This is a genomic window from Devosia sp. (assembly GCF_024707125.1).
Lineage (GTDB): Bacteria > Pseudomonadota > Alphaproteobacteria > Rhizobiales > Devosiaceae > Devosia.
Window position 1 is genome coordinate 254,161 of record NZ_JANQAH010000007.1, and the last position, 13,128, is coordinate 267,288.

The following is a 13,128-nucleotide window of genomic DNA, read 5'->3' on the forward strand; positions in this document are numbered from 1 at the left end:
CCGGCAAAGGCCGGGGCCCACCTTGAGATTTGGGGCCGGACCCCGGCGTTGCCGGGGTGACAGCGGTAGCTGTGAGGCAATGGGGCTTAGAATTCGCGGCCTATTCAGGAATCAGTTACCATTTGCGCGTGACCGCAAAGGAAATTGAGTCGTGACCGGCGCCGAAGTTCTCGACATTGCCAATCAGGGTATCTGGACGCTGATCATCGTGTCCTTGCCGATGATGCTTGTCGGTCTGGTCGTCGGCGTGGTCATCGCGCTGTTTCAGGCCCTGACGCAAATCCAGGAACAAACCCTGGTCTTCGTTCCCAAGATCATCGCCATCTTCATCACCATGTTGCTGACGCTGCCGTTTCTCGGCGCAACCATGTCGGCCTATATGACGCGGGTTGTCGATATGATCATCGTCGGCGGCTGATGTTTACGCTCAACCTCGACTGGGCACCCGCGGCGGCCTTTACCTATCTCATTCTGTTCGCACGCATCGGCGCCATGCTGATGCTGATGCCGGCTTTGGGCGAAGACACGATCCCGATGCGGCTGCGCCTGGCCTTCGGGCTCACGTTCACTTTCGTACTCTATCCGCTGCTGTCCAGCATCATGCCCCCCATGCCGCCCGATATTCCGGGCATGGTGGCGTTGCTCTTCCACGAGCTCGCGGTCGGCCTCATCATCGGCGGCATCGTGCGCATTACCACCATGGCAACCCAGATCGCCGGCGCCGTCGTCGCCTTCCAGGCGGGTCTTTCCGGCGCCATGGCGGCCGATCCGACCCAGCAGGGCATGCAGAGCGCGGTTTTCACCAGCTTCCTGTCATTCCTCGGCATCACGCTGATCTTTGCCACCGACCTGCACCACATGGCGCTGGCGGCAATCTACGACAGCTACACCGTCTTCTCGCCGACCATGCCGATCATGTCAGAAGATGCCATGCAATTGGCGCTCAAGACCGTTGCCGGCGCCTTTTCCGTGGGCGTGCAGATGTCTGCGCCCTTCATCGTCTTCGGTCTCGTTTTCAACCTTGGTGCCGGCATCCTGTCGCGCCTGATGCCCGCCCTGCAGGTCTATTTCATCCTCATGCCCGCCAATATTCTGGCCGGCCTGGTTCTGTTTGCTCTTTTGCTCATGATGATGATGGGGTGGTATCTCACCGCCTTCGAAAATCATCTGGCCATGTGGCGGGGGTAGTCGATGTCCGACGACGCACCGGAGCAGGACAGCAAAACAGAAGATCCCTCCCATAAAAAGCTCGAGGAAGCCCACAAGAAGGGCGATGTCGCCAAGAGCCAGGAGGTCACCACCTGGTTCATGCTGATCGGCACGACCATCGTCTTCGCCTCGATGGCGCCCTGGGTCTCGGTGCAAATCAGCGATCCCTTGCAGATCATCATGATGAATGCGGACCGCTTCGACGTCGAAGGAGCGGGCTTCTCTGCCTTCTTCAACGGCCTGGCTTTCTCCATGATCGGCGCTGTGCTGGCGCCGCTGGCCGTCCTCTATATCTGCGGCATCCTCGCCAATCTCGTGCAGCATCGGCCGCTGTTCTCGACCGAGCCGATCACGCCAAAATTCTCGAAAATCTCGCCGCTCGCCGGTGCGAAGCGCCTCTTTTCCAGCGACGCTCTGGTCAATTTCGGCAAGGGCCTGCTGAAAATCGCCGTGGTCGGCATCGTCGTGGTCATGGTGGTCTGGCCCGAGCGCGACCGCCTCGACACCATGATGACGGCCGATCCCATCATCATCCTGATGGATTTCCAGGAGCTGGGGATCAAGATCCTCACCGCCGTGCTCATCGTGGTCACCGTCATTGCCGGCGCCGACTATTTCTACACCCGCCAGAAATGGTGGAAGCGGCAGATGATGACGGTCCAGGAAACCCGCGAAGAATACAAGCAGATGGAAGGCGACCCGCATGTGAAGGGTCGCATCCGCCAGCTACGCCAGGAGCGCGCCCGCAAGCGCATGATGCAGGCCGTGCCCGAGGCCACGGTGGTCGTCACCAACCCGACCCACTACGCCGTCGCCCTCAAATACGATAAGGGCATGGGTGCGCCCAAATGCGTCGCCAAGGGCGCCGATGCCGTGGCGCTGCGCATTCGCGCCGTCGCCAAGGAAAACGAGGTGCCGATCATCGAGAACCCGCCTCTGGCGCGTGCGCTCTTTGCCGCTGTTGAAGTGGACGAGGATATTCCCGCCGATCACTACAAGGCCGTCGCCGAGATCATCGGCTTCGTCATGCGCCTCAAGCATGGCCAGAGCTGGAAGGCGCGAGGGTAGGGCGGCACCATGGATTTCATGAAGCTCCTCAAATCGCTTGAGGAATTGCTCTACGAACTCATCAGCTGGTTCGTCTTCTATCCCCTGACGCTCTGGCGCATCATCCGCCGGCCGCTCCACATGCTCTCCTATGCCGAGCAGCAATTGCTTGAGGATGAAGACCGGCAATTCGACGATGGCCTGAGCCCGCCGGTCCTGCTGCTCATCTCGCTGATCGTCCTGCACAGCCTCGGCCAACTGTCCGATCCGGCAAGTGCTCACATCCTCACGGGCCTGCTCGCAGACGACTGGAACCTGCTGGTCTTCCGCGCCGTCGCCTTCAGCCTCTTTCCGCTGGTCTTCGGCATCATCCAGCTCAGGGCCAACAAGGCCCGTCTCACGCGCACCACGTTCAAGCCGATCTTCTACAGCCAGTGCTACGCCGCGGTGCCCTTCGTGGTCCTCATCAGCCTTGGCCTGCAATTCTTCAGCGGCGATGATCCTTCCGCGCCGATGTTGTGGACCGGTGGCCTCGTCCTTGTCGCGGGCCTTGTCTGGTATGCCGTGGTCGAAACGCTCTGGCTTGCCCGCAGCGCGAAGCTGCGCCCCGTCATATCGGCGATCATCGTGGTCACCGCGCTCATCTTCGCCGTGCCATTCTTCCTTCTCGCCGCCCTCGTCGTGGGGCTGGCCAGCGGCTCGGTTCCGCTACCGGCCTAACCTTCGATGCCCACCGGCAGGTGACCGATCGCAAAACTGGTCAGGAAGAGCACCCAATCATTGAAGATATGGGCGATCGAGGACACCCAGAGATTGCGGGTGAAGAGATAGGCCAGCGTCAGCACAATGCGCGCCGAACCGATGATGCCGACGCACTGGACAAAATTCCAGTTGTAGGTCGGCAGATGCATGGCGGCGAACCAGAGCGTCGAAACCACAACCGCGATGATCAGCCCAACGCGCCGGGACAGTCCGAACTTGCTCACGCAAAGCCACAACACGGCCAGCAGAGGCAGGATAGACACCACTTCCTCGCCGATGAGCTGGATAAAGGTCCGCGCCAGGAACAGCAGCAGATCGACAGTTCCAAACGCCAAGAGGCCTTCGACGGCTGGATTCGCGGCTGCGCCGATGGAATTGGCGAGGGCGAAGCCGACGATCGCTGACGACAGCATCGTCAGCAGCCCAAAGCCGATGCCGATGCCGATTTCCTTGATTCCGACCGACCGGAACAGCGCAGGCCTGCGCCAGCCAGTTACCGCCATCAGGGCCAGCAGCGGCAGCCCCGTGAAAAGGATGGCCGGAATGAAATTGAGCGGAGGTGTCGGCAGGGGCAGCATGATGAGCTGCAGAAATGCGACCGCGACGGTGGCCACGATGAGCAGCCATCCGGCCGGCGAAATCGCCACCGGCTCGCCCGCATAATAGGGCAGATCGATCTTTGTGCTCATTTTGGGCCCCCTGCGCGGCCCATCTAACTCCGGTGGGAAAATATTGGCAAGACGGCCAAGGCGTTAGGCCATGTCACGGCTGCGCCACGCGATCCAGCAGGAAGTCAGCGCGCTCACCCACCGAAACCTTCGGCAATTCCACCACTTCATATCCCAGCGCCGGATAATCCCTCAGCAAGCGCTCATATTCCTCGACGGCGGCATCGAGCCCATGCTGCCGCTCGGCATCCTGCCGGTAGATTTCCGGCCATGGCGGGGTGAGGAACACCTGCGCATGGAACTGCCATTGCCCTGCAAATTGCTGCAGGACCGGCTCGCCTGACATCGCCGCCAGCGCCGAAGCCGCATCGAGCAGGCCGCGGTCAAAGAAAACCCGGCCGGGCAGGGCGCTCGCCCGCTGCAGGTCTTCCAGTGAAAGCGCGATGGCCTTGCGCAGGAATGTTTCGGCGTCGAGCCAGGGCAGGGCCTTGCCGTCTCCCGCCAGTTCCGCCGCCACGATGCGCCGCCCCGGCTCTTCGATCACCGAGAAGCCCCGCCGCGCCAGTTCTTCAAGCAGCGTTGATTTCCCGCCGCCCGAACAGCCTGAAATGATGATGAAGCGATCTATTTTTCGTCTCCTCGCGCAAGATTGGGGTGTGCAAGTCGCCTTCGGTTCGGTCTCGTCGTGTGAAAAACCGCCTTCGCACTCCCATGGCGGCGACCCATTTGATAGACCAGAGGGAGTGTCCCGAATCGGGGCAGGTTGGGGACCAGCCGTATTCTCGCCTCAGCATCGGGCGAGAGGCGATTGGTCCTAACGCTGGAGCTTTCGACCCATGGCCACGACCCCGCTCGGCGAGGACAACTATCCCGATCCGCTGGTCGCCTCGCCCCGGGGTGGAGCAGGCCTTTGGCGCGTCGCCGCGCTTGGCCTCGTCATCATCGGCGCCGCCGCCACCTTTGCCCTGTTTGGTGATCGTCTGCCGCCTGAAGTGGTCATGGTTTTTGTCGGCCTTCTGGCGGTGGCCGGGGTGTTTTTCCTCTTCGGCCTTGCCGCGGGTCTGTTCCGCTTTGCCGCCGCCGAAGAACGCCGCACCATTGCGCGGGCCCTGGTCGATACGGTGGGCCGTGGCATCGTCGTTGCCGATCGCGATGGCAAGATTGCCTATGCCAATGCCCACTATGGCACTTTTGCCGGCGCACTCAACAATGGCGTGCCCGTCAGCGTGCCGCGACTCTTTTCGGGCCAGGCCGATGCCGGCGAAGCCATGTACCGGCTGACCCGCGCCGCCAAAGATGGCCGCAACGCCATCGAGGATATCCGCATTGTCGGAGGCCTCGGCGGCTCGCAGACCGAAACCAATCGCGCCTTCTGGTATCGCGTCTCGGTGCGCCCGTTGCCGCCGACCGACGAGACCAGCAAGCCCATCGTCGGCTGGACCGTCGAGGACATCACCCGCGACCGCGAAAACAACGAAACTGCCTTCCTCGACCTGCAACGCGCCATCGACTATCTCGATCACTCGCCGGCGGGCTTCTTCTCTGCCGATGCGCATGGCCGCATTCAGTATCTCAATTCCACCCTGGCCGATTGGCTGGGCTACGACCTTGCCGAATTCAATGCCGGCCAGCTTAGCCTCAGCGATGTCGTCCGTGGCGATGGCGCGACCCTCCTGATGCGCGGCCGCCGCGATGGCGAAATCACCACCGAGATCATCGACATCGACCTCGTGCGCCGCAATGGCACCGCCTTGCCGGTCCGCCTCCTGCACCGCGCCGCCCGCCTTGCCGATGGCGAATTGGGCGAAACCCGCACCCTCGTGCTCGACCGCTCCAGCGCTCCCGAAAACGAAGAAGAACTCCGTGCCGCCGAAGTCCGCTTCTCGCGCTTCTTCAACGACACACCCTTTGCTATCGCCACTCTCGATGGCGAAGGCCGCATCGTGCGCACCAATGCGCCCTTCGGCCGCATCTTCCGCTGGTCCGGCGAGGAAAAAAGCCTGGAACTGCAGCCGCTGCACGATCTCATCGGCGAAGGCAGCCGCGACAAGCTGGCCAAGGCCTTGGCGGACGCCACGGCCCAACGCACCGAGGTCGAACCTGTCGACGCCCAGCTGAGCGTCGAAGGCGACAGCGCCGTCCGCCTCTATATCTCGGCTTCGGAAGTCAGCGCCGGCTCGCCCGAGCAGGTCAATGTCTATGCCCTCGACATGACCGACCAGCGAAAGCTCGAAGCGCAGTTCGCCCAGAGCCAGAAGATGCAGGCCGTCGGCCAGCTCGCTGGCGGCGTCGCGCACGATTTCAACAATCTGCTCACCGCCATCATCGGCTTCTCGGACCTCCTGCTCCTCAAGCACAAGCCGGGCGATCCGTCCTTCTCCGAACTCATGCAGATCAAGCAGAACGCCAATCGCGCAGCCGGCCTCACCCGCCAGCTCCTGGCTTTCTCGCGCCGCCAGACCCTGCGCCCGCAGGTGCTCGAGCTACCGTTGATCGTCGACGACCTGACAGTGCTTTTGAAGCGCATGATCGGCGAAAAGAACCAGCTATCCGTCGAACACGGCCGCAATATCTGGCCCGTCCGCGCCGACGTCGTGCAGCTCGAGCAGGTCATCATCAATCTCGTCGTCAATGCCCGCGACGCCATGCCCGACGGTGGCTCGATCACCGTCCGCACCAGCAATGTCACCGAGGACGATGCCCGCGAGTATAAATTCGAAGGCATGGTCCCGGCCGACTACGTCCTGATCGACGTGCAGGACACCGGCACCGGCATGTCGCCCGAGGTCATGGCCAAGATCTTCGAACCCTTCTTCACCACCAAGGAACTGGGCAAGGGCACTGGCCTCGGCCTTTCCACCGTCTATGGCATCGTCAAGCAGACCGAAGGCTTCATTTATCCGGTCTCGACTGTCGGCGTGGGCACCACCTTCAAGATATTCCTGCCGCGCTACGTCCCGACCGCCGAAGAAATCGCGGCCAAGACGATCGCCGCCGCCGCGCCGGCCAAGGATCTCACCGGCCACGAACGCATCCTGCTGGTCGAAGACGAGGAAAGCGTAAGGGCCTTCTCCGCCCGCGCCCTGCGCACCACGGGCTATGAGGTCTTCGAAGCCGATGGTGGCGAAGAAGCGCTGGAAGTGCTGGAAGACCTCGACTACGAGGTCGATCTCATCATCTCCGACGTGGTCATGCCCGAGATGGACGGCCCGACCATGCTCAAGGTCATTCGCGACAAGATGACGAATTTGAAGATCATCTTCGTCTCCGGCTATGCCGAAGAAAGCGTCCGCCGCGACATCGAAGACGACCAGAGCGTCGATTTCCTGCCCAAGCCCTATTCGCTCGACCAGATCAATTCCAAGGTCAAGGAAGTGCTCCAGCGCCAGGACAAGCTGGACGGCTAGGGCAGGGTACTTTCGCCCCCCCTGCCCAGCGGTCTCTGATTGTCTCCACCCCCACTGCGTCATTCCCGCGAAAGCGGGAATCTCCTTCCAGCTGGAAATAGAGATTCCCGCTTTCGCGGGAATGACGCGGTGCGTGTTGAAAGCCTCATGCGTCCGAAGCAGACGCCGCCGCGCAAATCGCCTCGCCACACTGACTACTGTGCTATGGTACTGGTCGACCGCGAATATTTGTGACGTCCCAGGAGCCCGATGTGACGACCCAGCCCAGTTTGGAAGGCTCCGAGGAATACAACGTCCTCGGCGAACTGCTGCAGCCCTGCTCGGACGATCCCCTGACCGGCTTCTTCCGCACCGGCTACTGCGCCGCTGGCCCCGAGAACGCGGCGGTCCACATCATCTGCATCGAGACCACGGCCGAGTTCCTGACCTTCTCAAAATCGGTCGGCAACGACCTCTCGACCCCACGCCCGGAATTCGCCTTTCCAGGCCTCGTGCCCGGCAACCGCTGGTGCCTCGTCGCCGTCCGCTGGCTACAAGCCCACGAAGCCGGTATGGCCCCGCGGGTCTATCTCCATGCGACGAACCGAAAGGTTCTCGACATCGTTCCGCTTGGAATTCTAAAGGGTTACGCGCTGGACTTGAACTGACTATTCAGCGCGAGGGGGCCGGGCTCTCCCCACTGTCGTCATTGCCGGGCTTGTCCCGGCAATCCATTCTGGGGAGCCGCGGAGCACTCCTAGTCCACCACCCGCAAGTCCTCATACGACACCATGACATGCTCGCGGAACGCCGCCCGCTGTGTCAGACCTTGATAGTAGCGCTCGATATTGGGCCACTCCTGCCGCGCGATATCGATATCAAAATAGCGATAGAGCACATGGCCGAACTGGATATCGGCCGGCGTGAACTCCGCTCCCGCCAGAAACGCATGCCGCCCCAACTGCGCTTCCGCAATCGCCAACACACCATTGAGCTTTGCCAGTGCCGCCTCGATCGCCACCGGATCGCGCTTCGACGGCGCCGTGCGCACCACTCGCCAGAACACCGGCCCGGTGAATGACAGCGTCACGTTGATCTTCGCCCATTCCGCCCACTGATCAACCGGCGCCCTCAGCGCGGGATCGGCGGGCCAAAAACCCGGCGCCCCATAGCGCGCCGCGAGATAACGCAGGATCGCCCCCGTCTCCCAGATCGGCTCCCCAATCCCGTCCTGCAGTACCGGCACCGTGCCATTCGGATTCATCGCCAGAAATTCCGGCGTGTCATTCCCGCCATAGCGATGGCCCACATCGTGCCGCTCATAGGCAAGCCCAAGCTCGCCGATGCACCACATCAATGCCTGCACATTGGACGATGTTTTCCGGCCCCAAACCGTCAGCATCCCTAGGCCTGCTCGCTCGCCAGCAGCCGATCGAGGCTCTTGAAGCTGAACTCCATGCCCTCCGCCATGCCGGTCGCCACCACCATGTCGCGATGCGCCATGGACTCATAGGTAAAGCTGTTGACCACCAGCGTGCCCTTGTCCTTCAGCCGGAATTCCAGCTCCGAGCGATAGGCGGGGCCCATCACGCCGGCGTCAAACCGCTCCTCTGCATCGATATAGCGGATCGCGTCGAGAGCGCCGATCTTCCCTTCGACCGCCATGAAGGCATTGTCCGGTCCATGCCACTCGAACCGATAGCCGCCGCCTTCGCGCGCGTCATAAGTACAAACCGGCATGGTCCAGCCGTCCGGACCCGTCAGCCAGCGCCGGATCAGGCTCGGCTGCGTATAGCAGGCATAGACCAGGTGCGGCGGCGCCACGAAAGCGCGCTCGATCACCAATTGCGTATCGCTTGGAGACGTCACCGAAAGCGGATCGCCAAACTGCATTTGTCTCTCCCTAGTTTTTGCCCGCCAGTTTCTCGAGCTGCTGCAACTCCTCCAGCAGATCGTCGAGCCGCTCGAATTGTGCCTGCCAATATTTTCGATATTCAATCAACCAGCCGGTCACCTCGGCCAGCGGCTGCGCCTCAAGATGCACCGGGCGCTTCTGTGCATCGCGCCCCCGCGACACCAGCCCCGCCTTCTCCAAAACCTTGAGGTGCTTGGAAATCGCCGGCTGGCTCATGGCGAATGGTTCGGCCAGATCCATGACCGTCACATCGCCCTCCCGCGCCAACCGCGTCAGGATGGCCCGGCGCGTCGGATCCGAAAGGGCGTGAAAGGTCGCGTCCAGCCGCGCGGTATCGGCCATTCCAAAAGGCTCCGTACAAAACTATTTGGTTATCTATAACGGAGCGATTGGCGCGTCGTCAAGCAGTGCCGCCGCCGGGGACAGGCGTGCCTGCGGCGAGCAGGCCCTTTGCCGCCAGTGTGGTCCAAAGCTCATCCGGAATCTTGGCATCCCACCAAGCCAGGATGCCATCAAGCTCTTCCGGCGAACGCGGCCCCGGCACGACATTGCACACGGCAGGGTGGGTGAGCGGAAACTGCAGCGCCGCCGCCGGCAGAGGAACGCCGAATTCGCGGCACACGCCCTCGATGGTGCGCACGCGCGCCACCACCTCATCCGGCGCCTTCTTGTAGTCGAACGTGTCGCCGCCGACGAGAATGCCGGAATTGAATGGCCCAGCTACCACCACTGACGCCTTGCGCTTGATGCAGGTTTCCATGAAGGGCGAGAGCGAGGTCTGTTCGAGCAGGGTATAGCGCCCCGCCAGCATGAAAACGTCCCAGTCGCCCAATTCAAAGGCCTGCATCAACACCTGCCATTCGTTGACGCCCAGCCCGATGGCCGAGACGGCGCCGCTCTCGCGCAATTCGCGCAGGGCGCGGTAGCCGCCGCCGGTGGTGAACTGTTCCCAATAGGGCTTGTTGCCTTCGACGCCATGCGTGCCCGCGCCGAGATCATGCACATAGAGGATGTCGACATGGCTCAGGCCCAGCCGTTGCAGGCTGTCCTCATGCGAGCGCATGATGCCGTCGTAGGAATAGTCGTAGACCCGGCGGAACGGGAAGGGATCCACAAATTCCGTGCCATGGTCGAAGGCATTGCGCTCGGCCTTCATCAGGCGGCCAACCTTGGTGGAAAGAACAGCCTTGCCCGGTCGCTCGCGCAGCGCGTCACCCACGAAATGCTCTGAACGGCCGAAGCCGTAGTGCGGCGCCGTATCCACATAGGTTATGCCGCTGTCGATCGCGTGCAGAACCGTCGCTCGCGCCTGTTCGGGCGGCACCGGACGAAAGCTGCCGGACAGCGTCGCCGCGCCTAGCCCCAGCGTCGTGACCTCAAGTGCGGTCTGGCCGATACGGCGCTTTTCGAAAGTACGGGTGGTCATGCGCGGGCTCCTCAATTCGCGGCAAACTAACTGACATGTTAGTTGCGGCGAGTAAAGGCGCCCGCGCGATCGACCTTAGTAGAGGCCGTTGATCACAACGGGCTTTTCGTCTTCCACATGCACCGGATTGCGCAGCGGCAGGCCGAACTGGCTCTCCTCGATTTCAAAGGCGTCGCCTTCCCTGGTGGAAATGCCGTCGGCAAAACTCAGCGTCGCCGTACCGAAGCAATGCACGTGCACATCGCCCGGCTGGCAGAAGAGGCCATACTTGAAGTGGTGATATTCGAGATTGGCGATGGTGTGGCTCATATTGTCCTCGCCCGAGAGGAACGGCTTTTCCCACAACACCTTGCCGTCGCGGAGAATGCGCGACTTGCCCTCGATGTGGTTCGGCAGATCGCCCACGCGCAGTTCCGGCCCGAAAGAGCAGGCGCGCAGCTTGGAATGGGCCAGGTACAAATAGTTGATCCGTTCGGTCACATGGTCCGAAAATTCGTTGGCCAGCGCAAAGCCCAGGCGGCGCGGCTGTCCATTGGCGTCGATCAGGTAAATGCCAGCGATCTCCGGCTCTTCGCCCGCGTCGAGCGCAAAGGACGGGGAGGGGATGGCATGACCCGGATTGGCGACGATATGGCCGTTGCCCTTGTAGAACCACTCGGGCTGCACGCCCTTTTCGCCGTTCTTCGGCTTGCCGTTCTCAAGGCCCATGCGGAACATTTTCATGCTGTCGGTCAGCTCGCCCGCCGGCTTCTCGCCATTGGCCTTGTGCATGGCGTCGCGCGTCGCGGCCGAACCGAGATGTGTCAGGCCCGTGCCCGTCACATGCAGGTGCGTCGGATCGGGATGGTCGATCGGGGACAGGAGCCGGCCCTCGGCCAGCAATGCCGCCTTGTCGACGACCGCGCCAAGCCCGCGCGCGGCAACTGCGGCAGCGAGGCCACCACCGGCCAGCGCAGACTGCGCAAGCTCATAGACGCTGGCCGCGCCCTGCACCTGGCGGGTTTCCCCGTTCTGCGTCACGGCGACGGCGCGCGCGCCATTGGCGTCGAAATACTGGATGAGGTGCATGACTTTCCTTGCCTCCTGGGGCCTTCTCAGCGGCTTGGCGGCATAAAACGCAACCGGCCACACCCTGTCCAGTCAAAAATCATACTTTTGGAAATCACCTCACCACCGAGCGGGGAATCAGCTTAGGAGGGCATCCAATGACGCTATAGAATGTTCTCTTTTTGTCCCTTGACAATAGTGAAACGAAATGAGAACAAAATAAGCACAATGAATGGACATTGATCTCTCGAACCGGCGCGTTGCGTGACCCTCGAGAGCGTGAAATAAGGAGAGAGATGATGGCTGCTAACTCGCCGCTTCGCGTTGTTGAGGGTGGATCGATGGATAAGGACAAGGCTCTTGCTGCGGCGCTGAGCCAGATCGAACGGAATTTCGGCAAGGGCTCGATCATGCGCCTTGGCGAAGCATCTTCGATCGAGGTGGAATCGATTTCAACGGGTTCGCTCGGCCTCGATATCGCGCTTGGCATTGGCGGCCTGCCCAAGGGGCGTATCGTCGAGATTTTCGGGCCGGAAAGCTCGGGCAAGACCACTCTGGCGCTGCATGTTATTGCCGAAGCGCAGAAGGCCGGCGGCATTTGTGCCTTCGTCGACGCCGAACACGCGCTCGATCCGATCTATGCCCGCAAGCTCGGCGTCAATGTCGATGACCTGCTGATTTCCCAGCCGGACGCCGGTGAACAGGCTCTCGAAATCACCGATACGCTGGTCCGCTCCGGCGCCATCGACGTTCTCGTCGTCGACTCGGTTGCTGCGCTCACCCCGCGCGCCGAACTCGAAGGCGAAATGGGCGATGCTCTGCCTGGTCTCCAGGCTCGCCTGATGAGCCAGGCCATGCGCAAGCTGACCTCCTCGATTTCCAAATCGAAGTGCCTTGTCATCTTCATCAACCAGATCCGCATGAAGATCGGCGTGATGTACGGTTCGCCGGAAACCACCACGGGCGGCAATGCGCTGAAATTCTACGCCTCGGTTCGTCTCGACATCCGCCGCATCGGCGCGCTCAAGGATCGCGAAGAGATCGTGGGCAACCAGACCCGCGTAAAGGTGGTCAAGAACAAGCTTGCCCCGCCGTTCCGCCAGGTCGAATTCGACATCATGTATGGCGAAGGCATTTCCAAGACCGGCGAATTGCTCGATCTCGGCGTAAAATCCGGTATCGTGGACAAGTCCGGCGCCTGGTTCTCCTGGGATAGCCAGCGCCTCGGCCAGGGCCGCGAAAATGCCCGTCAGTTCCTCAAGGACAATCCCGAGATCGCCGCCACCATTGAGCAGGGCGTTCGCGAAAGCTCCGGCCTCCTCGGCGAAGTCCTCCTCGTCGCTGGTGGCGACGACGACGCAGGCAGCGACGAATAGCCTCTTCCGATCCCATGCAGATTTCGACCCTCGCCAAAAGCGGGGGTCTTTTTCTAGGTGCCACTGGTCCCATTATCTCGGTGTCATTCCCGCGAAAGCGGGAATCCTGTTTCGAAACGGAGATTCCCGCTTGCGCGGGAATGACAGCGCTATAGACGCGGACGAGGCCACGTGCCTGAAGTGGACCTCGATCGTGAAGAGGGATCGAGGGCGCGGAGCGTGCCCTCGATCCACTTTCTCCCACCTCAATATCGCCGCAAAGCTGGACATTTCGGCTGATGCCACGATAGAA

General features: G+C 61.8%; 14 protein-coding genes. 7 read left to right on the forward strand and 7 right to left on the reverse strand.

Features of this window, described 5'->3' with window-relative positions:
• The first annotated feature begins 151 nt into the window (after positions 1-151).
• Genes fliQ through NVV77_RS06420 form a run of 4 tightly spaced genes read left to right on the forward strand, consistent with a single transcriptional unit; the run spans position 152 to position 2,976 of the window.
• Positions 152-418 carry a flagellar biosynthesis protein FliQ gene (gene fliQ, locus NVV77_RS06405; protein ID WP_295411646.1) on the forward strand — a complete coding sequence of 89 codons (267 nt, stop codon included), beginning with the start codon at positions 152-154 and terminating at the stop codon, positions 416-418.
• A complete protein-coding gene (fliR, locus tag NVV77_RS06410; RefSeq protein WP_295411647.1) occupies positions 418-1,188 on the forward strand; it encodes a flagellar biosynthetic protein FliR in 771 nt (256 codons plus the stop codon). The genes fliQ and fliR overlap by 1 nt, the downstream gene beginning before the upstream one ends.
• 3 nt (positions 1,189-1,191) lie before the next feature.
• Positions 1,192-2,277: a flagellar biosynthesis protein FlhB gene (gene flhB, locus NVV77_RS06415; RefSeq protein WP_295411648.1), complete on the forward strand. Its 1,086-nt coding sequence runs from the start codon at positions 1,192-1,194 to the stop codon at positions 2,275-2,277.
• Between the two features lie 9 nt (positions 2,278-2,286).
• A complete protein-coding gene (locus NVV77_RS06420; RefSeq protein WP_295411649.1) occupies positions 2,287-2,976 on the forward strand; it encodes a permease in 690 nt (229 codons plus the stop codon).
• Here NVV77_RS06420 and NVV77_RS06425 read toward each other — a convergent pair.
• On the reverse strand, positions 2,973-3,707 hold the full coding sequence (locus NVV77_RS06425; protein ID WP_295411650.1) for a CPBP family intramembrane glutamic endopeptidase: 735 nt from the start codon (positions 3,705-3,707) through the stop codon (positions 2,973-2,975). The two genes, NVV77_RS06420 and NVV77_RS06425, sit on opposite strands and share 4 nt — an antisense overlap.
• Positions 3,708-3,780: 73 nt before the next feature.
• Positions 3,781-4,314 carry an AAA family ATPase gene (locus NVV77_RS06430; RefSeq protein ID WP_295412256.1) on the reverse strand — a complete coding sequence of 178 codons (534 nt, stop codon included), beginning with the start codon at positions 4,312-4,314 and terminating at the stop codon, positions 3,781-3,783.
• A 208-nt stretch (positions 4,315-4,522) separates the two neighbouring features.
• Between NVV77_RS06430 and cckA the strand changes: the two genes are divergently transcribed.
• Together cckA and NVV77_RS06440 are read left to right on the forward strand one after the other, a co-directional pair.
• A complete protein-coding gene (cckA, locus tag NVV77_RS06435) occupies positions 4,523-7,093 on the forward strand; it encodes a cell cycle histidine kinase CckA (protein ID WP_295411651.1) in 2,571 nt (856 codons plus the stop codon).
• 251 nt (positions 7,094-7,344) lie between these two features.
• Positions 7,345-7,740, forward strand: a complete 396-nt coding sequence (locus NVV77_RS06440) for a DUF2237 domain-containing protein (protein WP_295411652.1) — start codon at positions 7,345-7,347, stop codon at positions 7,738-7,740.
• Between the two features lie 89 nt (positions 7,741-7,829).
• Here NVV77_RS06440 and NVV77_RS06445 read toward each other — a convergent pair whose 3' ends face one another.
• The 5 genes from NVV77_RS06445 to araD1 all read right to left on the reverse strand — a co-directional run bounded on the left by NVV77_RS06445 (position 7,830) and on the right by araD1 (position 11,481).
• On the reverse strand, positions 7,830-8,474 hold the full coding sequence (locus NVV77_RS06445; protein WP_295411653.1) for a glutathione S-transferase family protein: 645 nt from the start codon (positions 8,472-8,474) through the stop codon (positions 7,830-7,832).
• 2 nt (positions 8,475-8,476) lie between these two features.
• The gene (locus tag NVV77_RS06450) at positions 8,477-8,965 is read right to left on the reverse strand and encodes an SRPBCC domain-containing protein (protein WP_295411654.1); all 489 of its coding nucleotides are present in this window, start codon (positions 8,963-8,965) and stop codon (positions 8,477-8,479) included.
• Between the two features lie 10 nt (positions 8,966-8,975).
• On the reverse strand, positions 8,976-9,329 hold the full coding sequence (locus tag NVV77_RS06455; protein WP_295411655.1) for a helix-turn-helix transcriptional regulator: 354 nt from the start codon (positions 9,327-9,329) through the stop codon (positions 8,976-8,978).
• 58 nt (positions 9,330-9,387) lie between these two features.
• Complete coding sequence (locus NVV77_RS06460; RefSeq protein WP_295411656.1) at positions 9,388-10,413, reverse strand: aldo/keto reductase; 1,026 nt, start codon at positions 10,411-10,413, stop codon at positions 9,388-9,390.
• 75 nt (positions 10,414-10,488) lie between these two features.
• A complete protein-coding gene (gene araD1, locus NVV77_RS06465; protein ID WP_295411657.1) occupies positions 10,489-11,481 on the reverse strand; it encodes an AraD1 family protein in 993 nt (330 codons plus the stop codon).
• Positions 11,482-11,759: 278 nt separating this feature from the next.
• Between araD1 and recA the strand changes: the two genes are divergently transcribed.
• On the forward strand, positions 11,760-12,836 hold the full coding sequence (gene recA / locus NVV77_RS06470; protein WP_295411658.1) for a recombinase RecA: 1,077 nt from the start codon (positions 11,760-11,762) through the stop codon (positions 12,834-12,836).
• Positions 12,837-13,128 lie beyond the last annotated feature (292 nt).